The sequence below is a fragment of the Rathayibacter sp. PhB151 genome (assembly GCF_004366415.1).
In the GTDB taxonomy this organism is placed as follows: domain Bacteria; phylum Actinomycetota; class Actinomycetes; order Actinomycetales; family Microbacteriaceae; genus Rathayibacter; species Rathayibacter festucae.
Genome location: NZ_SOEN01000009.1, coordinates 188,032 through 206,243, shown reverse-complemented (window position 1 = coordinate 206,243; position 18,212 = coordinate 188,032). Strand labels below are relative to the sequence as shown.

The following is an 18,212-nucleotide window of genomic DNA, read 5'->3' as shown; positions in this document are numbered from 1 at the left end:
CCACCCTTCTCAGCTGATGTTGTGCGGCGGTATCCGTTTGAGCCGCCGCCGCGCGGGTACCGGACGTCTGCACGTGCGTCCGCGACCCCTGCGGACGCCTCCGACCGAGAGGTGACCGTGACCATCGACACCGCGACCCCCGCCGCAGGCACGACCGGCGCCACCGCCGACCTCGCCGCCGACGCCGTCTCCCGCGCCCGCGCCGCCTTCCCCGCCTGGGCCGCCACCGCGCCCGCCGAGCGCGGCGCCCTCCTGCGCGCCGCCGCCCACCGCGTGGCCGCCCGCGAGCAGGAGCTCGCCGACCTCAACACCGAGGAGACCGGCAAGCCCGCCGGCGACGCCCTCGGCGGCGTCCGCGCCGGCGTCGACACCCTGCTGCAGTACGCCGAGCTCGGCCCCCTGCACCGCGGCAAGAGCCTGCGCGGCGGCGCCCTCAACGTCGACCTCGCCCTGCCGCACCCGCGCGGCGTGGTCCTCGCGCTCACCCCCTGGAACGACCCGGTCGCCGTCGCCGCCGGCCTGCTCGGCGCCGCGATCGTCTCCGGCGACGTCGTCGTGCACAAGCCGAGCGAGCGCAGCCCCGGCACCGGAGCGCTCTTCACCCGCCTGCTCGCCGAGGCCCTGCCCGAGGGCGTGCTGACCCTCGTCGAGGGCGACGGCGCCGTGGGCGACGCCCTGGCCCGCACCGACGGTGTCGACGTCCTCGCGCACGTCGGCTCGACCGCCACCGGCCGCGCCCTCGCCCGGATCGCCGCCGTCACCGGCGCGCACACCATCCTCGAGAACGGCGGCAACGACGCGCTCGTCGTCGACCGCGACGTCGACCCGGTCTGGGCCGCCGAGCAGGCCGCCCTCGGCGCCTTCGCCAACGCGGGCCAGATCTGCACCTCCGTCGAGCGGATCTACGTGCACCGCGACGTCGCCGAGGCCTTCACCGCCGCACTGGTCGTCGAGGCCGAGCGCTGGCGCGACGGCCCGCTCCCCCGCCTGGTCGATGCGCGGATGCGCGACGCCGTGCACGAGCACGTCACCTCCGCCGTCCGCGACGGCGCCCGCATCCTCACCGGCGGCGAGCCCGGCGACGGCACCTTCTACCCCGCCACCGTCCTCGCCGACTGCACCGACGAGATGCTGGTGATGACCGAGGAGACCTTCGGCCCCGTCGCCCCCGTCCTCGTCGTCGACGACTTCGACGAGGCGCTCGCCCGCGCCGCCACGGGCCCCTACGGCCTCGCGGCCACCGTCCTCACCGCCGACATGGAGCACGCGCACCGTGCCGCGGCGACCCTCCCGGTCGGCACCGTCAAGATCAACGGCGTCTTCGGCGGCGCCCCCGGCGGCAGCGCGCAGCCCCGCGGCACCAGCGGCTCGGGCTTCGGCTACGGCCCGGAGCTGCTCGACGAGATGACCACCACCACGGTCGTGCACTTCGGCCTCCCCGTCCTCCCCGGCGCCGGGCGATGAGCCTCGAGGGCTCCGCGCTCCAGCGGGCGAGCGCGCTGGTCGCGCACGTGCGCGAGCGGCCGCCGGTCGTCGCCGTGATCGGCGACCTCATCCTCGACTCCTGGTGGCTCGGTGAGGCCGAGCGGGTCACCCGCGAGGCCCCCGCCCCGGTGCTGCGCCTCGAGGACGTCGTCGACGTCGCCGGGGGCGCGGCCAACACCGCGGCGAACCTCTGCGCGCTCGGCGCCGTGGTCCGCACGGTCGGAGTCGCCGGCCGCGACCCCGAGGGCGACCGCCTCCTCGCCGCGCTCGAGCGCGCGGGCCTGGACACCGGCGCGATCGTCCGGAGCGACGCCGCGACCACGATCAAGACCCGCGTCGTCGGCGGCGACAGCGTGATGCTGCGCGTCGACTCCGGACCGCACCGCCCGTCCGACCCCGAGCTGGCCGAGCTCGCCGAGGCCGCCGTCCGCGCGGCCGACGGCGCCGACGCCGTGCTGGTCTGCGACTACGGCTCCGGGATCCTCCGCGAGGCCGTCGAGCGCGTGCTCGCCGCTCAGCGCCCCGGCCTCCTCGTGATCGACGCGCACGAGCTCGCCGACTGGGCCTTCGCGGCCCCCGACCTGGTCACCCCGAACGCGAAGGAGGCGGAGCGGCTCCTCGGCACCCCGCTCGGCCGCGGCACCGAGCGCGCCGCCGCCGTCCGTACCGCTGCCGAGAGACTCCGCGAGCGCTCCGGCGCCCGCCACGTCGTGGTCACCCTCGACCGCGACGGCTCGACCGCCCTCGATGCCGACGGCACCGTCAGCCGCACCTTCGCCCAGCCCGCGGAGGAGAAGCAGGCCTCGGGAGCCGGCGACACCTTCGCCGCCACCGCGACCCTCGCCCTCGCCGCGGGCCGCTCGCTGGCGACCGCCGTCGACCTGGCGCAGGCCGCGGCCGACGTGGTCGTCCAGCGCCCCGGCACCTCCGTCTGCACCGCGGACGACCTGCTCGCCTCGCTCGCCGCGCCCGGCGCGGTCGTGCTCGGCGAGGACGGCCTGGTCGAGGTGCTCGCCGAGGAGGCCCGCCGCGGCCGCCGCATCGTCTTCACGAACGGCTGCTTCGACGTGCTGCACCGCGGCCACACCGCCTACCTCCGCCAGGCGCGCGAGCTCGGCGACGTGCTCGTCGTCGCGGTGAACGACGACGACTCCGTCCGCCGGCTGAAGGGCGAGGGCCGCCCGATCAACCCCGAGGGCGACCGCGCGGGCGTCATCGCCGAGCTGGGCTGCGTCGACTACGTCACGCTCTTCAGCGGCGACACCCCGATCCCGCTGCTCGAGCGCGTGCAGCCCGACGTCTACGTGAAGGGCGGCGACTACGCCCCCGACATGCTCGCGGAGGCGGTGGTCGTCCGCTCCTACGGCGGGACCGTCACCACCGTGGGCTACGTCTCCGAGCACTCGACGACCGAGATGGTCCAGCGCATCCGCTCGTCGTCGGCGCCGTGAGCAGCCGGCGCTGGTCCGGGCTCTGGGGGCGCGACCTGCACCCGGAGTCCCCGGCCGTCGACGTCCTGATCCCGACGGCCGGCCGCTCGGCCGAGCTGGCGGCGACCCTCGCGGGCCTCGCGGCGCAGGACGATCCGCCGTTCCGCGTGATCGTCAGCGATCAGTCGGACGCCGCGGTGACGGAGACGGACCCGACCGTGGTGTCGATGCTGCGGATCCTCGCGGCGCAGGGCCGCGCTCCGCTCGTGCGCCGGCACCTCCCCCGGCGCGGCCTCGCGGAGCAGCGGCACTACCTGCTCTCGCTCGCGACCGCCCCCGCGGTCCTCTACCTCGACGACGACGTCTGGCTCGAGCCGGGCACGCTGGCGCGGCTGCACGAGGCGCTCGGGCGCCTCGGCTGCGGCTTCGTCGGCTCGGCCGTGCAGGGGCTGTCCTACCTCGGCGACGAGCGGCCGCACGAGCAGACCGCCTTCGAGCCCTGGGACGACGGCGTGCAGCCCGAGCGGATCCGGCGCGGCACGCCGGAGTTCGAGCGCTGGCCGCTGCACAACGCCGCGAACCTCACCCACGTCGCCGCCCGCCTCGACGTGCCGGAGGGCGCCTGGCGCGCCTACCGCGTCGCCTGGCTCGGCGCGTGCGTGCTCTACCGTCGCGAGGCGCTCGTCGCCTGCGGCGGCTTCGACTTCTGGGAGCAGCTGCCCCCGGAGCACAGCGGCGAGGACGTCGCCGCGCAGTGGCGCGTCATGGAGCGCTTCGGTGGCGCGGGGCTCGTCCCCAGCGGCGCCGTGCACCTCGAGACGCCCACGACGGTCACCGACCGGCGCGTGGACGCCTTCGACCGGCTCTTCACCGAAGAGCACCAGCACTGACCGAACGACGAAAGGACAGCACGATGGATGCACCCAACCCGATCCAGGTCCAGAAGTACCTCGCCGGGATCGACTACCCGGCCTCGAAGGACACGATCGTCGAGACCGCCGAGAAGGAGGGCGCCGACAGCGACGTCCTCGACGCGCTCCGCGCCATCCCCGAGGGCGACTACGACAAGCCCACCGACGTGAGCTCCGCCGTCTCGAACGTCTGACCCCCTCCGCGAAATGCCACTTGTGAGCACGACACGCCGTGTCGCCCGCTCACAAGTGGCATCTCGCACGTGGAGGTCGCACCTCCGGTGCGGCTGCCCCTTCATGCTGGTCGAGTAGCCCCGCAGGGGCGTATCGAGACCCACCGTCCTCAGCACGACGGTCTGCAGACCGGTCTCCTGACGCAGGTGGATCTCGATACGCCCGCTGCGCGGGCTACTCGATCAGCATGAGGGCCCCCAGTCGGACGAGCGGCCCTCGCGGAAGAGGCCCGCCCCTTCATGCTGGTCGAGCAGCGGTCCGCAGGACGGCGTATCGAGACCCCGCCCCGCCGGCGCCTAGGCCGAGACGGCCTCCCGCTCCTTCAGCACCCCCGACTCCAGCGCCGCGAACGAGAGCACCTTGTAGCCCTCGGACTCGAAGAAGATCGTCGCGCGGTCGTCCTCGACGCTCATGACGGTCCCCGCACCCCACTCGCGGTGCTCGACGGCCTCGTCGACGCTCAGCGGTGCCTCGGAGGGAGCAGCGGACGCCGCTTCGTCGGCCGCCTCCTGGCGCGCCTCGTGCCGCTCGCAGCCGTCGCAGTTGCCGCACCACTCCGGCCCCTCGACGCCGAAGTAGTCGAGCAGCACGCGCCGCCGGCACTGCGAGGTCTCCGCATAGGCCCGCATCATCGACAGCCGCGACTCCGCGATGCGCTCGCGGGAGGAGAGCTCCTCCTTCACCGCGCGGACGGCGTCGTCGCCGCTCGCGTCGCTCACGGCCCGCAGGCCGCCCTCGGTCTCGAGCAGGTCGGCCTCGGCGAGATCGTTCACCAGCCGCGCGACGGTGCGCGGCGACTTGCCCAGCGCCGCCGCCAGCTCGTCGACCTGCACGCCCGGCTTGTCCGACACGGCCGCCCACACCACGCGCAGCGCGGCCGGCTCGACCCGGCGCTTGGCGAAGAAGCGGCGCAGCCCGAGGTCCTCGAGCCGGTAGTGCAGCGCACCGGTCGCGGGCTCGCCGTCTCGCCCCGAGCGTCCGATCTCCTGGTAGTAGGCGTCCAGCGACTCTGTCGTCGTCGCGTGCAGCACGTAGCGCACGTCGGCGCGGTCGATCCCCATCCCGAAGGCGGAGGTGGCGATCACCACGTCGAGCTCGCCGTCGCGCCAGCGCTCGTGCACCTCGCGCCGCTCGCTCGTCTTGAGCCCGGCGTGATAGGCCGCGACGCTCCGGCCCGAGGCAGCGATCTCCGCCGCGTAGGTCTCGGTCTCCTTGCGCGTGGCGACGTAGACGAGCCCCGGCGCCGTCCAGCTGCGCGCCTCCTCGACGACGGCCGCGCGCTTCTCGTTCTCGCTCTCGTGGCGGTGCACCACGAGACGGATCTCGGGGCGGTCGACGCCGTGCACCTGCACCTCGGGGTCGGTCATGCCGAGCCGGTCGATGATCTCCTCGCGCACGGGCCGAGAGGCGGTGGCCGTCATCGCGAGCACCGGCGGATCGCCCAGTGCGCTGCGGACGTCCTTCAGCCGCAGGTAGTCCGGGCGGAAGTCGTGGCCCCAGGAGGAGACGCAGTGCGCCTCGTCGACGACCAGGAGCGAGACGCCGGCCGCGGCGAGCCGGGCGACGTTCTCCTCCTTGGCCAGCTGCTCCGGAGCGAGCAGCACGTACAGCGGGCCGCCCTCGTCGATGCGCTCCCAGGCCCGCGCGACGGCGGCGGCGCCCTGCGCGGAGTTGATGGCGACGGCGGGCGGCGCGGCCGGCGCGGCCTCGATCGAGGCGAGCTGGTCGGCCTGCAGCGCGACGAGCGGCGAGACGACGAGCACGACGCCCCCGCGCTCGGCGCCGGCGATCTGATACACGGCGGACTTGCCGCCGCCCGTGGCGAGCACGAGCAGCGTGTCCCGGCCCGCGGCGGCCGACTCGATGGCCTCGCGCTGCCCCGGCAGCAGCGACGTCCAGCCGAAGTCCTCGCGAGCGATGCGGTCGATAGTGCCGCGCGTGCTCTTCGCCGCCGCAGTCTTCTTCGCGGAAGCGGCCTTCGCGCCGGTCGTCTTCGCAGCGCTCACCTTCACGCCGGTCGTCTTCGCAGCGCTCTTCGTCGCGGTGGCCTTCTTCGCGGTGGCCTTCTTCGCGGTGGCCTTCTTCACGGTGGTCTTCTTCGCCGGAGCGACCTTCGCAGTGGCCTTCTTCGCAGCGCTCGTCTCCGCCGTGGCGGTCGTCGCTGCGGTCTTCGTCGCGCTGCTCTTCTCGGCGGCGGCGGTCTTCGTGGCAGTGCTCTTGGTCGTGGCGGTGGTATCGGAACTGCGGATCGTGCGGGACGAGCTCATGCTTCGACGCTACGACTCCGTCCCCGTCGAGCGTCTCCACTTGACAGCTCCAGGGAGCACGGTGAAGCCACCGCCCCGCCCCGTGCCGGTCGCAGAGCGCCGGAGCGCCACCATGCCGGTCGAGTAGCGCCGCCGGCGCGTATCGAGACCCACCGCCCTCAGAAGGGCGGGCCTGCAGACTCCTGTTCCGACGCTGGTGGATCTCGATACGCCCGCTCCACGGGCTACTCGATCAGCATGAGGACAGCTGCTCGATCCGCAGGAAGGCAGCAGCTCGATCGGCGGAGACACAGCGCCCAATCATGCCGGTCGAGCAGCCCCACAGGCGCGTAGCGAGACCGGCCGCTCCCCGACGGTGTCAAGACCCTGACGCCCGCCGCCGCCCACATGCTCCGATGGACACTCCGACGAGAGGAGCCCCCGTGCCCGAGAACGTGAACGAGGACCTGCCCGAGCAGGAGCCCGACCTGACCCCGAACACCGGTGGCGCCCAGACCGTGCTGCCCGGCGAGGACGCGACCGACGCGAGCGCCGCGGGTGCCGCTCCCGGCGGCACCGCGATCGACCGCGGCGTCTCCGACACCGTCACCGACGCCGACAGCGGAGGCGACACCGTCTCCGGCGACGCCGGCCTCCCCGACGACGACGCCACCGACGCCCCCGTCACCACGGACTGACCCCCTCCGCGAGATGCCACTTGTGCACGCGACACGCCGCGAGAAGCGCGCACAAGTGGCATCTCGCGAGACGCGTCAGGCCCGGGACACCACCGGGCTGAAGAGCGTGCCGATGCCCTCGATGTCGATCGCGACCGTGTCGCCGTTGGCGATCGGCCCGACGCCCGCGGGCGTCCCGGTCAGGATGATGTCGCCCGGCAGCAGCGTGAACACCCTCGAGACGTACGCGATGATCTCGGGCACCCCGTGGATCATGTCGCCGGTGTTCCCGGACTGCAGCCGCCGCCCGTTCACCCGAGTCTCGAGCGCGCTCTCGTTCCAGACGAACTCGGTCTCGATGACCGGCCCGATCGGGCAGAACGTGTCGTAGCCCTTCGCCCGGGCCCACTGCCCGTCCGACTTCTGCAGGTCGCGCGCCGTGACGTCGTTCGCGATCGTGTAGCCGAAGACGACGTCCTCGTAGTCCTCCGCCCGGACGTTCCGCGCGATCGCACCGATCACGACCGCGAGCTCGCCCTCGAACTCCACCTGCTGGCTGTCCTCGGGCAGCACGATCGGCTCGTCCGGCCCGATCACCGAGGTGTTCGGCTTCAGGAACATCAGCGGCTCGGCCGGAGCGTCGCCGCCCATCTCGGCCGCGTGGTCGGAGTAGTTCTTGCCGATTCCGATCACCTTCGAGCGCGGGATCACCGGCGCGAGCAGCTTCGCCTCGGCGAGCGGGATCCGCTCCCCCGTGGTCTCGAAGCCCGCGAACATCGGGTCGCCGGCGAGCACGACCAGGTCGTCCTCGTCCAGGATCCCGAAGTGGATCGCGCCCCCGTTGTCTCCGGAGCGCTGCGTGGCGAATCGTGCGATCTTCATGCGTCCAACCTCGTCATCCAGCCGTGCGTGTCCTCGCGACGTCCGTACTGGATGTCGGTCAGCTCCTCGCGCAGCGACATCGTCAGCGCGCCGGCCGGCGCGCCCTCGTGGCCCACCGAGAAGCCGTCGCCCTTGAGCTCGGCGATCGGCGTGATGACCGCCGCGGTCCCGCAGGCGAACACCTCCACCACGTCGCCGGACTCGACCCCGTCGCGCCACTCGTCGATCGACACCTGGCGGCGCTCCACGCGATGGCCGCGGTCCTCGGCCAGCTGCAGCACGCTGTCGCGGGTGATCCCCTCGAGGATCGAGTCCGACTCCGGCGTGACGAGCGTGCCGTCCTTCTTCACCAGCACCACGTTCATGCCGCCGAGCTCCTCGATCCAGCGCGACTCCTGCGAGTCGAGGAAGAGCACCTGCGCGCAGCCGTGCTGGTACGCCTCCTGCTGCGGCAGCAGCGACGAGGCGTAGTTGCCGCCGGTCTTCGCCGTGCCCGTGCCGCCCTTGCCCGCGCGGGCGAAGGACGTCGACAGCCAGATCGACACCGGGGCCACGCCGCCGGAGAAGTAGGCGCCGGCCGGGCTCGCGATCACGTAGTAGCCGACCTCCTCGGCCGCGCGCACGCCGAGGAACGCCTCCTTGGCGAACATGAACGGCCGCAGGTACAGGCTCGTCTCCGGCTCGGACGGCACCCAGGCGCCGTCGGCCGCGATCAGCTGCCGGAGCGACTCGACGAACAGCTCGGTCGGCAGCTCGGGCAGCGCGAGCCGGCGGGCGGAGCGCTGCAGCCGGCCGGCGTTCGCCTCGGGGCGGAAGGTCCAGATCGAGCCGTCCGCGTGGCGGTAGGCCTTCATCCCCTCGAAGATCTCCTGCGCGTAGTGCAGCACGGCCGCGGCCGGGTCGAGCTGGATCGGGCCGTAGGGCTCGACGCGCGCCTGGTCCCAGCCGCCGGCGCGCGACCAGCGGATGTCGACCATGTGGTCGGTGAAGTGGACCCCGAAGCCGGGGTTCGCGAGGATGCGGGCGCGCTCCTCGTCGGAGCGGGGCGCGGGGTTGGCGGTCACCTCGAAGGCGAGGTCCTGCGCGGGGAGGGTGTCGGTCATGAGGGGGTCTTCCTGGAGTGGCGTGGGGCCCGGGGGCGGGGGCCGGAGAGGAGGGTCAGCGGAGCCGCGAGACGACGGAGTCGCCGATCGCGGCCGTGGAGCGCGGGGTGCCGTCGCGCGACTCGATGTCGGCGGTCACGGCCGCCGTCACGCGGGCGGCCTCGTCGCCGCGACCCAGGTGGTCGAGCAGCAGCGCCACCGACAGGATCGCGGCGGTCGGATCGGCGAGCTGCTTCCCGGCGATGTCGGGCGCGGATCCGTGGACCGGCTCGAACATGCTGGGGAACGCGCCGTCGGGGTTGATGTTGCCCGAGGCCGCGAGTCCGATGCCGCCGCTGATCGCGCCGGCCAGATCGGTCAGGATGTCGCCGAACAGGTTGTCGGTGACGATGACGTCGAACCTAGCAGGATCGGTCACCAGGAAGATCGTCGCCGCGTCCACGTGGAGGTAGTCGACGGCCACGTCCTCGTAGGTGGCCCCTACCTCGTCCACGAGCCGCTTCCAGAGCGAGCCCGCGAAGACCAGGACGTTCGTCTTGTGCACCAGCGTCAGCTTCGAGCGGCGCTTGCGGGCCAGCTCGAAGGCGTGGCGGACGACGCGCTCGACGCCGTAGGCCGTGTTCACCGAGACCTCGTTCGCGATCTCGTGCGGCGTCCCCTGGCGGATCGACCCGCCGTTGCCGACGTACGGGCCCTCCGTGCCCTCGCGGACGACGACGAAGTCGACCTCGCCGGGCGCCGACAGCGGCGACGGCACGCCCGCGTAGAGGCGGGTCGGGCGGAGGTTGACGTAGTGGTCGAGCGCGAAGCGCAGGCGCAGCAGCAGCCCGCGCTCGATGTTCGCGTCCTTGAGGCGCGGGTCACCGGGCACACCGCCGACGGCGCCGAGCAGGATCGCGTCGTGCGCGGAGATCGACGCGAGGTCCTCGTCGGTGAGGACGTCGCCGGTCTCGAGGAAGCGGCCGGCGCCGAGCGAGAACGGCGTCTTCTCGATCACCAGGTCGGAGTCGGCGGTGACGGCGTCGAGGACCTTCACGGCCTCGGCGATCACCTCCGGTCCGATCCCGTCTCCGGGGATGACGGCGAGCTTCACGGTGCGGGTCATGGCGGTCCTCAGACGTGCGGGGGGGGCACGGGCCGGAGTGCTGCGCATCCAGAGGACTGGGCGTGCGGAGCACTCGAGCGTGCGGGGCAGGAGACCAGCCCAGCGTACTCTCGGGCCGCCGCCCGCGCCGGTCGCGCCGCGTCAGCTCCGGCGCAGGCGCCAGGCCGCCACCACGCCGGCGAGCAGCACCAGTCCGACGCCGATCCAGGCCGACCAGCCGACGCCCGCGTCGAACGCGGCTCCGGCCGAGGCGAGCAGGCTCGACGCCGACTCGGACGGGATCTCGCCCGCGACCGCGACCGCGCCGCCCAGGGTCTCCCCCGCGCGCTGCGCCTGGCCGGCGTCGAGGCCCTCGGGCAGCACCACGCCGCTCCGGTAGGCGGCCGTCAGCACCGTGCCGAGCGTCGCCGTGCCGAGCACCGCGCCCAGCTCGTACGCCGTCTCCGACACCGCCGAGGCGGACCCGGCCTTGTCGGCGGGCGCGTTCGCGAGCACCAGCTCGTTGGAGACCGTCTCGGCCGCGCCGATCCCGAGCCCGAGGAAGGCGAACGAGACCGCGACGGTCAGCGCGGAGGCGCCGCCGGGCGCCGCGCTGCCGATCGCGAGCAGCGCGTAGCCCACCGCCGAGATCACGAGTCCCGCCGGCACGACGATCCGCGGCGAGATCCGCCGGGCGATCGGCACCACGCCGAGCCCCGCGCCGATCATCACGACGAGTCCCGGCACCAGCACGAGCCCCGCCTCGAGCGGCGAGAGGCCGACGACGAGCTGGAGGTGCTGCGAGACGAAGAACAGGCCGCCCACCAGGGCGACGACGCTGAGCAGGTTGACCAGGATGGCCGCGCTGAACGAGCCGCGGCGGAAGAGCGAGAGGTCGAGCATCGGCACCTCGCGGCGCTGCTGCCGGCGCACGAAGAGCACGCCGCTCACGATGCCGACCACGAGCGAGAGCACCGCGACCGCGTCGATCCCGTGCTCGGCGGCCGACTTGATCGCGTAGACGATCGGCGCCATCGTCGCGAGCGAGAGGACGATGCTGACCACGTCGACCGGCCCGGGCTCCGGGTCGCGCGACTCCGGCACCAGGATCGGCGCGAGCACCACCAGCGGCAGCAGCACCGGCACCGCGAGCAGGAACACGGAGCCCCAGGCGAAGTTCTCCAGCAGCACGCCGCCGACCAGCGGGCCGACGGCCGAGCCGACCGCGAACCCGGTCGCCCAGATCGCGATCGCCATCCGGCGCTGGTCGCGGTTCGGGAAGAGGCTGCGCAGGAGGGAGAGGGTCGAGGGCATCAGGGTGGCGCCGAAGAGACCGAGCGCGGCGCGAGCAGCGATCAGGGCGCCGGCCGTCGGAGCGAAGGCCGCCGCGACGGAGACCACCGCGAAGCCGACCGCGCCGATCAGCAGGAGCTTCCGCCGGCCGACCCGGTCGCCGAGGCTGCCCATCGCCACCAGCAGTCCGGCGAGCACGAGCGGGTAGGCGTCGACGATCCAGAGCAGCTCGGTGCCGGAGGGACCGAGGTCCTCCGCGATCAGCGGCAGCGCGAAGTTGAGGACGGTGTTGTCGACCGAGACCAGCAGCACCGGCAGCATCAGGACCGCGAGCGCGAACCAGGCGCGGCGGCCGACGCGGGGTCCGTCGGGCTCGACGGCGGCGCGCGCGGCGGGGCCGGGGGTCGTGACGGTGGTGACGGGTGCGGTGCGGGCGGACACAGTGGTGCTCTCTCTCGAACGGGGTGATCGCGACCGAGTATACCGTCCAGCCGGTACAGTGGCCAGGGGCGGAACCGGGATCCGTCCCTAGGATGGAGCCCATGCCCGCCGCCCCCGCCCGCGACCGCGTCCTCGACGCGTTCGAGGCCCTGCTGATCGAGCAGGGCGAGCGCTCGGCCACCCTCGACGCCGTGGCGAAGGCCGCCGGAGTCTCCAAGGGCGGGCTGCTCTACCACTTCCCCTCGAAGGACGCCCTCGTCGACGGACTCGTCGGCCGCCTGGACGACCGCCTCGCGGAGGACATCGACCGGATCCGCACCTCCGACGAGGGCGTCGTCCCGTACCTGATCCGCACCTCGTTCGCCGCGGACACCCCCTTCGACCGCACCATCCTCGCGGTCTCGCGCGTGGCCCAGGGCCACGACGAGCGCGCGAGCGCCGGCCTCGCCCGCATCCACGACAGCTGGTACGCCGTCGTCGCCGAGGCCGTCGGCGACCCCCTGGTCGCCCGCGCCATCGTCCTGCTGAGCGACGGCATCTACTACAACTCCGCCCTGCTCCCCACCGGCGACAGCCCCCGCGGCGAGGCCGCCGACGTCCTCGCCGTCATCGCCCGCCTCCTCCCCCGCTGACCCCGGAGGAGCACCAGCCCGAAGGACGCGGAGCATGCTGGTCGAGTAGCCGGCCGCAGGCCGGCGTATCGAGTCCCGCCGCCTACAGCCGCACGGTCCCCTCGATCAGCGTCGCCGTCCCCCCGCCGATCCACACGTCGTCGCCCACGCGCTCCGCGAGCACGCGTCCCGCGCGCCCCATCGCGGTCCCCTGCGCCGCGACGTACCGCTCGGGCGCCAGCCCGGCCCCGATCAGCCACTGCGCGATCCCCGCGTTCAGACTCCCCGTCACCGGATCCTCGGCGACCCCCGCGTCCGGGATGAACGCGCGCACCTCGAAGGCGCACTCCGCCCCCGCCGGATGCGGCCCGACCACGCCGACCGCGAGCCCGCCGAGCCGCGCCGACTCCGGCCGGATCGCGAGCACCCGCTCCGCCGACTCGAGCCGCAGCGCCAGCCAGCCCGGCCCGTTGTCCGCCCACTCGTGCCCGAGGATCTCCTCGCGCGCGAGCCCCAGCGCCGCCACGGCGCGCGCCAGCGTCGGCTCGTCCACCGGCCCCGTGCGCTGCCGCGGCGGCGCCGCGAACGCGATCGCCCCGTCCGACACCCGGAGCCGCACCAGCCCGGCCGCGCACTCCTGCACCAGCACTCCGGCGTTGCGCGGCACTCCGCCGGCCGCCAGCCACGCGTGCGCGCTGCCGAGCGTCGGGTGCCCGGCGAACGGCAGCTCGCGCCGCGGCGTGAAGATCCGCAGCCGGTAGTCGGCCTCGGGCGACGTCGGCGGCAGCAGGAACGTCGTCTCCGACAGGTTCGTCCAGCGCGCGAACGCGGCCATCGACGCGTCGGACACGCCGTCGCCGTCGACGACCACCGCCACCGGGTTGCCGAGGAACGGCTCCGCGCCGAACACGTCGACCTGGGCGAACCTGCGCTCCATGCTGCCGTCTCCTCCGCCGCGCTCGGACCTATTCGGTGATGTCGATCTCCTGCATCAGGTCGGCGTCGATCGCGACGCGGACCTTCTCCAGCAGTCCGTCCGGCGCCGGCGAGTCGATGGTGATCACCGAGAGGGCCTTGCCGCCCGCCTCGGTGCGCGCGATCTGCATGCCCGCGATGTTGACGGAGGCCTCGCCGAACTCGCGGCCGTAGACCGCGACGATCCCGGGACGGTCGACGTAGCTCATCACCACGTGGTGCTTCGCGAGCGGCACCTCGACGTCGTAGCCGTTGATCGCGACGAGCTTCTCGACCTGCTTGGTGCCGGTCAGCGTGCCCGAGACCGAGATCTGCGAGCCGTCCGAGAGGGCGCCGCGGAGCGTGATCACGTTGCGGTACTCGTCCGAGACCGCGTCCGTGATGAGCCGCACCTCGATGCCGCGCTGCTCCGCGAGCACCGGCGCGTTGACGTACGACACCGTCTCCGACACCACGTTGCTGAAGACGCCCTTGAGCGCCGCGAGCTTGAGCACCTTGACGTCGAAGCCGGCGAGCTCGCCGCGCACCTCGACGTCGATCGACGTGACCGGCGAGGCGGCGAGGCCGGAGAAGACCTGGCCCAGCTTCTCCACCAGCGGGATCCCCGGGCGGACGTACGGGTCGATGACGCCGCCGGCGACGTTGACCGCGTCCGGCACGAGCTCGCCCGAGAGCGCGAGGCGCACCGACTTCGCGACCGAGACGCCCGCCTTCTCCTGCGCCTCGTCCGTCGACGCGCCGAGGTGCGGAGTGACGACCACGTTCTCGAGGGCCAGCAGCGGCGAGTCGGTCGGCGGCTCCTTGACGAACACGTCGAGCCCGGCGCCGGCGATGGTCTTCGCGACGAGCGCGCGGTGCAGCGCGTCCTCGTCGATCAGCCCGCCGCGGGCGACGTTCACCAGGAACGCCGTCGGCTTCATCAGCGCGAGCTGCGCGTCCGAGATCATCCCGGTGGTCTCCGGGGTCTTCGGCATGTGGATGGTGATGAAGTCGCTCTGCGCGAGGAGCTCCTCGAGCGGCAGGAGCGTCACGCCGAGCTGCTGCGCGCGGGCGCTGGTGACGTAGGGGTCGTAGGCGACGACGTTCACGCCGAAGGCCTGCAGGCGCGCGGTGATCAGCGCGCCGATGCGGCCGAGGCCGATGATGCCGACCGTCTTCTCGTAGAGCTCGACACCGGTGTACTTCGAGCGCTTCCAGAGGCCCTGCGCGAGCGCGCTGTGCGCCGCCGGGATGTGCCGGGCGAGGCTCAGGATGTGGCCCACGGTGAGCTCGGCGGCCGAGATGATGTTCGAGGTCGGCGCGTTCACGACCATGACGCCCGCGGCGGTGGCAGCGGTGATGTCGACGTTGTCGAGGCCCACGCCGGCGCGCGCGACGACCTTCAGCGAGGGGGCCGCGGCGATCGCCTCCGCGTCGACCTGCGTCGCGGAGCGGACCAGGATCGCGTCGGCCGAGCCGAGCGCCTCGAGCAGCGCGGGGCGGTCGGTGCCGTCCACGGAGCGGATCTCGAAGTCGGGACCGAGGGCGTCCACGGTGGCGGGCGAGAGTTCTTCGGCGATCAAAACGACCGGCTTAGTCACGAGAGGCGCTTCCTTCGGGGAGGGGACGGAGCGGGCACCGAGCACGAGGGCCGGTGGAGCCCCCGCCACTGTAGCGGAGGGCCGCAGCCGTCCCCGGCCGTGTGACGTCCGGTCTCGCCCGGTTGCGAACGACGCGTCTAGAGCGAGACCAGGCTCTCGAATCCGAGGATCAGCTGCACGTCGAGCGACAGCGCCGCGGAGAGGCAGAGCGCCGCGACGAGCAGCCCGGTCCGCGCCAGGAGCCCGCGCCGACGGCCGAGCACCAGCGCCAGCACGAAGCAGACCACCGGCAGCACCAGTCCGAGCAGCAGCACCGTCCAGCCCGTGCCGTTCAGGTCCGTGCCGAGCGTGGCGGCATAGGTGCGCAGGCCGACCAGGTTGCCGATCCCCTCCCAGACGTCCCAGGCGAAGAAGAGCGCGAAGACCGCGGCGATCAGCACCGAGAGCAGGAGGCGCCGGCGCGGGTCGCTGCGGCGCGCGCCGCCGCCGAGAGTCGCCTTCGCCGAGATGTCGGTCGCGGCGGAGCCGGTGGAGGTGGAGTCGGTCGCGGCGGAGCCGGTCGATGCGGTGTCGCTCATCACGCCCCCTTCAGGAACGGCAGGGGGGCCAGCAGGATCAGCCCGGCGATCAGCCAGAGCACCCGGGTGCGCGTGCGGGCGCTGCGTGTGCCGAGCAGCACGGCGGCGAACCAGGCCGCCGGCCCGGCGACCGCGAGCCAGAGGCCGAGCCCGTAGAGCCCGCCGCCGAGCGGGTCGCCCGCGAACGTCCCGGCGACCGTGGCGTTCTGCCGCGTCGCGGTGATCATCCAGCCGATCGTCCAGAGCAGGTACAGACCCGCGGCGACGCCCATCGCGACCAGCAGCACGGAGGAGGCGGCCGCCGCGTCGGCGGCGTCGCGCTCGTCGTCCTCCAGCTCGTCGTCGTCCTCGAGCTCGTCGTCGTCCTCGCGGAGCTCGTCCGGCAGCTCGTCGACGTCGCCCTCGCGCGCCGCGCGGACCTCCGGAGCCGAGCGCACCGCACGGGGCGTCCGGCGGCGCGCCGGAGCATCGCCCGCCACCAGGGTGGGGTCGCCGCCCTCGCCCGCCCAGCTGAGCGCGTCGTCGTCCCGGTCGTCCTCGGGTCTGCTGTCGATCACCGCAACACCCTAGCCGCGCGGCCTCGCCGTCGGCTCGGAGCTCCCCGACACCTCCCCGCCACCGCCGCGTCACCGCCCGGCCTCCTCGGCGGGCGACCCTTCGAGGATGGCGGAGCAGTCGGGGACGGACGAGCGCGCGGTGGAGGGCGGCCGGCGCCGCTACGTCGCGATCGGAGACTCCTTCACCGAGGGCGTCGGCGACCCGCACCGGCTCCTGCCCAACGGCGTCCGCGGCTGGGCCGACCGCGTCGCCGACCGGCTCGCCCGCGCCGAGCCCGGCTGGGAGTACGCCAACCTCGCGATCCGCTCCAAGCGGCTCGCGCAGATCACCGCGGAGCAGCTGACGCCCGCGCTCGAGCTGCGGCCGACCCTCGTCACCCTCTACGCCGGCGGCAACGACATCCTCGACCTCGGCACCGACATGCGCGTGCTCATCGACGGCTACGAGCACCTCGTCGACGCCCTCGCGACGACGGGCGCCTCGCTCGTGCTCTTCACGGGCTTCGACATCCCCTTCCTGCCCGCCCCGCGGATGTTCGTCAAGCGCAACCGCGTCTACAACAGCGCCGTCCGCCGCATCGCCCGCGAGCGCGGCGCCGTCCTCGTCGACTACTGGCGGATGCAGGTGTTCCGCGACGCCGCGATGTGGTCGAGCGACCGGATGCACCTCTCCAAGCGCGGGCACCGCGTGCTCGCGGCCCAGGTGCTGGACGTCCTCGGCGTGCCGCACACCATCTCCACCGGCCCGTGGGACCCGCCCGAGCCGCTCACCCCGCGCGAGCTGCTCCGCGACCAGTACCGCTGGGCGCACGACTGGGTGCTCCCCCTCGTCGGCCGGAAGATCCGCCGGGTGACCCTCGGCGACCACCTCTCCCCGCGCTGGCCGGATCCCGTGCTCGTCCCGCCCAAGGGCGGCCTGCGCCGCCTCGCCCGCGACGCCGCCCGCTGACGAGCATCCGCGCGCAGAACATCAGCCGAGAGCACTCGTCATCGGCCATCGGCGATGAGCAGCACTCTCCGCTGATGTTCCGCGCGACGAGCCGCCCGATCCCGAAGCGCCGGCCGCTAGGACACCAGCGGCAGCCCCGCCACCAGCAGCAGCGCCACCGCGAGCATCACGATCGGCGCCACCCGTCCCGCGCCCGTGCTCGACGGTGCCGGCCTCCGCGCGAGTCCGGTCAGCCGGCGGCGGTCGATCGCGGCCACTCCCCCGCGCACCGACAGCGGTCCCTCCTCGAGATCCCCCGGCCAGCGCTCGACCAGCAGCCCGCGGCTCCGCGCCAGGGCGGCGTCGGACGCGCGCAGCACCGCCAGCGGCAGCCCGTTCGCCTGGGACGAGCCGATCCCGGCCGCCGCTCCGGCCGCGACGACGACCGCCGCCGTGACCACGGCCCCCTCCGAGCCCTGCAGGGCGATCACCGCGATCATCAGCAGCACGCCGACGAGCGCGAGGACGATGCCGACGAGCGAGAGCGCCGAGAACAGGAGGGAGTGGGCCCGCAGATCCCGCGTGGCCGCCCTCCTCCTCGCCTCGGCCCGTGCCGCACGCGACGGCGCGAGGATGCCGACGAGGTCCGCCGGTGAGAGCGCGTCCTCCGGCAGTCGCAGGTCGAACGGCAGATCGGCGGTCTCCACGAGGTCGTCCCGGCCGAGGTCGGCGGGGACCGGCCAGGCGGCCCGGGCGAAGCGGGCTCCCGCGGCCTCCGTCCGTCGCCGCAGGGCGGTGGCGGTCGCCACGAGGACCGTGCCGGCGATCAGCGCGAGCGCGAGGGCCGTCACTGTCCGCAGCGCCACCGGCGCCGACTCGAGGATCCCGCCGGACGCCAGCGCGAGCGCCGCCGCGAGCCCGCCGCCGGCCACCCCGCACAGCACGATCCCCGCCGACACCTCGTACGACAGCCCGTCCCGCGCCGCCGCCACGCCCTCGTCCCACTGCCGCAGCCGCCGTGCCCGTCGCTCCATCCGCCCCACGCTACCCGCGTGCCCCGTGAGCTCCCCCGCGGTGCGCCCGCTGCCCGAGCAGCCCGCGCAGCGGGCGCATCGAGATCCACCCCGCCCGAACGACGGTCTGCAAACAACCCGCGCCGCCGACGCCGGGTCTCGATACGCCCCTCCGGGGCTACTC

At 73.8% G+C, this 18,212-nt stretch carries 17 protein-coding genes; 7 read left to right on the top strand and 10 right to left on the bottom strand.

The window, feature by feature from the left end:
• Positions 1–123 precede the first annotated feature (123 nt).
• Genes EDF35_RS16835 through EDF35_RS16820 form a run of 4 tightly spaced genes read left to right on the top strand, consistent with a single transcriptional unit; the run spans position 124 to position 4,020 of the window.
• Positions 124–1,464, top strand: a complete 1,341-nt coding sequence (locus EDF35_RS16835) for an aldehyde dehydrogenase (protein WP_243840040.1) — start codon at positions 124–126, stop codon at positions 1,462–1,464.
• Positions 1,461–2,936 (top strand): D-glycero-beta-D-manno-heptose 1-phosphate adenylyltransferase, encoded by a 1,476-nt coding sequence (gene rfaE2 / locus EDF35_RS16830; RefSeq protein ID WP_133963168.1) that lies wholly within the window; start codon positions 1,461–1,463, stop codon positions 2,934–2,936. Before EDF35_RS16835 ends, rfaE2 begins: the two co-directional genes overlap by 4 nt.
• Complete coding sequence (locus EDF35_RS16825; RefSeq protein WP_208323088.1) at positions 2,933–3,805, top strand: glycosyltransferase family 2 protein; 873 nt, start codon at positions 2,933–2,935, stop codon at positions 3,803–3,805. The genes rfaE2 and EDF35_RS16825 overlap by 4 nt, the downstream gene beginning before the upstream one ends.
• A 23-nt stretch (positions 3,806–3,828) precedes the next feature.
• Positions 3,829–4,020 carry a DUF2795 domain-containing protein gene (locus tag EDF35_RS16820; RefSeq protein ID WP_123705046.1) on the top strand — a complete coding sequence of 64 codons (192 nt, stop codon included), beginning with the start codon at positions 3,829–3,831 and terminating at the stop codon, positions 4,018–4,020.
• Between the two features lie 336 nt (positions 4,021–4,356).
• Here EDF35_RS16820 and EDF35_RS16815 read toward each other — a convergent pair whose 3' ends face one another.
• On the bottom strand, positions 4,357–6,327 hold the full coding sequence (locus EDF35_RS16815; RefSeq protein ID WP_133963167.1) for a RecQ family ATP-dependent DNA helicase: 1,971 nt from the start codon (positions 6,325–6,327) through the stop codon (positions 4,357–4,359).
• 422 nt (positions 6,328–6,749) lie between these two features.
• Between EDF35_RS16815 and EDF35_RS20910 the strand changes: the two genes are divergently transcribed.
• Positions 6,750–7,004, top strand: a complete 255-nt coding sequence (locus EDF35_RS20910) for a hypothetical protein (protein WP_166674147.1) — start codon at positions 6,750–6,752, stop codon at positions 7,002–7,004.
• 75 nt (positions 7,005–7,079) lie between these two features.
• On the opposite strand, the gene EDF35_RS16805 is transcribed toward EDF35_RS20910, so the two are convergent.
• The 4 genes from EDF35_RS16805 to EDF35_RS16790 form a co-directional block, all read right to left on the bottom strand.
• Positions 7,080–7,865 carry a fumarylacetoacetate hydrolase family protein gene (locus EDF35_RS16805; RefSeq protein WP_123734013.1) on the bottom strand — a complete coding sequence of 262 codons (786 nt, stop codon included), beginning with the start codon at positions 7,863–7,865 and terminating at the stop codon, positions 7,080–7,082.
• Positions 7,862–8,968, bottom strand: a complete 1,107-nt coding sequence (locus EDF35_RS16800) for a branched-chain amino acid aminotransferase (protein WP_133963166.1) — start codon at positions 8,966–8,968, stop codon at positions 7,862–7,864. The genes EDF35_RS16805 and EDF35_RS16800 overlap by 4 nt, the downstream gene beginning before the upstream one ends.
• A 55-nt stretch (positions 8,969–9,023) precedes the next feature.
• Complete coding sequence (locus tag EDF35_RS16795; protein WP_123734015.1) at positions 9,024–10,073, bottom strand: 3-isopropylmalate dehydrogenase; 1,050 nt, start codon at positions 10,071–10,073, stop codon at positions 9,024–9,026.
• 141 nt (positions 10,074–10,214) lie between these two features.
• Entirely contained in the window at positions 10,215–11,786 is a 1,572-nt protein-coding gene (locus EDF35_RS16790; protein ID WP_243840030.1) for an MFS transporter, read from the bottom strand.
• 101 nt (positions 11,787–11,887) lie between these two features.
• Here EDF35_RS16790 and EDF35_RS21430 point away from each other — a divergent pair, with 101 nt between their 5' ends.
• Positions 11,888–12,418, top strand: coding sequence for a TetR/AcrR family transcriptional regulator (locus tag EDF35_RS21430; protein ID WP_133963165.1), 531 nt, complete (start codon positions 11,888–11,890; stop codon positions 12,416–12,418).
• 82 nt (positions 12,419–12,500) lie between these two features.
• On the opposite strand, the gene EDF35_RS16780 is transcribed toward EDF35_RS21430, so the two are convergent.
• The 4 genes from EDF35_RS16780 to EDF35_RS16765 form a co-directional block, all read right to left on the bottom strand.
• A complete protein-coding gene (locus EDF35_RS16780) occupies positions 12,501–13,334 on the bottom strand; it encodes a PhzF family phenazine biosynthesis protein (protein WP_133963164.1) in 834 nt (277 codons plus the stop codon).
• Positions 13,335–13,362: 28 nt separating this feature from the next.
• Positions 13,363–14,952, bottom strand: coding sequence for a phosphoglycerate dehydrogenase (serA, locus tag EDF35_RS16775; RefSeq protein ID WP_123447972.1), 1,590 nt, complete (start codon positions 14,950–14,952; stop codon positions 13,363–13,365).
• Between the two features lie 137 nt (positions 14,953–15,089).
• On the bottom strand, positions 15,090–15,530 hold the full coding sequence (locus EDF35_RS16770) for a hypothetical protein (protein WP_133963163.1): 441 nt from the start codon (positions 15,528–15,530) through the stop codon (positions 15,090–15,092).
• Positions 15,530–16,087, bottom strand: a complete 558-nt coding sequence (locus tag EDF35_RS16765) for a hypothetical protein (RefSeq protein ID WP_133963162.1) — start codon at positions 16,085–16,087, stop codon at positions 15,530–15,532. Before EDF35_RS16765 ends, EDF35_RS16770 begins: the two co-directional genes overlap by 1 nt.
• 106 nt (positions 16,088–16,193) lie before the next feature.
• Between EDF35_RS16765 and EDF35_RS16760 the strand changes: the two genes are divergently transcribed.
• The gene (locus tag EDF35_RS16760) at positions 16,194–17,036 is read left to right on the top strand and encodes an SGNH/GDSL hydrolase family protein (protein WP_133963161.1); all 843 of its coding nucleotides are present in this window, start codon (positions 16,194–16,196) and stop codon (positions 17,034–17,036) included.
• A gap of 116 nt (positions 17,037–17,152) precedes the next feature.
• On the opposite strand, the gene EDF35_RS16755 is transcribed toward EDF35_RS16760, so the two are convergent.
• Positions 17,153–18,049, bottom strand: a complete 897-nt coding sequence (locus EDF35_RS16755) for a hypothetical protein (protein ID WP_133963160.1) — start codon at positions 18,047–18,049, stop codon at positions 17,153–17,155.
• Positions 18,050–18,212 lie beyond the last annotated feature (163 nt).

Bases quoted from the DNA above. Each gene is read 5' to 3' on its own strand.
- rfaE2 (WP_133963168.1), top strand. From the start codon at position 1,461: ATGAGCCTCGAGGGCTCCGCGCTCCAGCGGGCGAGCGCGCTGGTCGCG.
- EDF35_RS16820 (WP_123705046.1), top strand. From the start codon at position 3,829: ATGGATGCACCCAACCCGATCCAGGTCCAGAAGTACCTCGCCGGGATC.
- EDF35_RS16815 (WP_133963167.1), bottom strand. From the start codon at position 6,327: ATGAGCTCGTCCCGCACGATCCGCAGTTCCGATACCACCGCCACGACC.
- EDF35_RS16805 (WP_123734013.1), bottom strand. From the start codon at position 7,865: ATGAAGATCGCACGATTCGCCACGCAGCGCTCCGGAGACAACGGGGGC.
- EDF35_RS16800 (WP_133963166.1), bottom strand. From the start codon at position 8,968: ATGACCGACACCCTCCCCGCGCAGGACCTCGCCTTCGAGGTGACCGCC.
- EDF35_RS16795 (WP_123734015.1), bottom strand. From the start codon at position 10,073: ATGACCCGCACCGTGAAGCTCGCCGTCATCCCCGGAGACGGGATCGGA.
- EDF35_RS21430 (WP_133963165.1), top strand. From the start codon at position 11,888: ATGCCCGCCGCCCCCGCCCGCGACCGCGTCCTCGACGCGTTCGAGGCC.
- EDF35_RS16780 (WP_133963164.1), bottom strand. From the start codon at position 13,334: ATGGAGCGCAGGTTCGCCCAGGTCGACGTGTTCGGCGCGGAGCCGTTC.
- EDF35_RS16770 (WP_133963163.1), bottom strand. From the start codon at position 15,530: ATGAGCGACACCGCATCGACCGGCTCCGCCGCGACCGACTCCACCTCC.
- EDF35_RS16760 (WP_133963161.1), top strand. From the start codon at position 16,194: ATGGCGGAGCAGTCGGGGACGGACGAGCGCGCGGTGGAGGGCGGCCGG.
- EDF35_RS16755 (WP_133963160.1), bottom strand. From the start codon at position 18,049: ATGGAGCGACGGGCACGGCGGCTGCGGCAGTGGGACGAGGGCGTGGCG.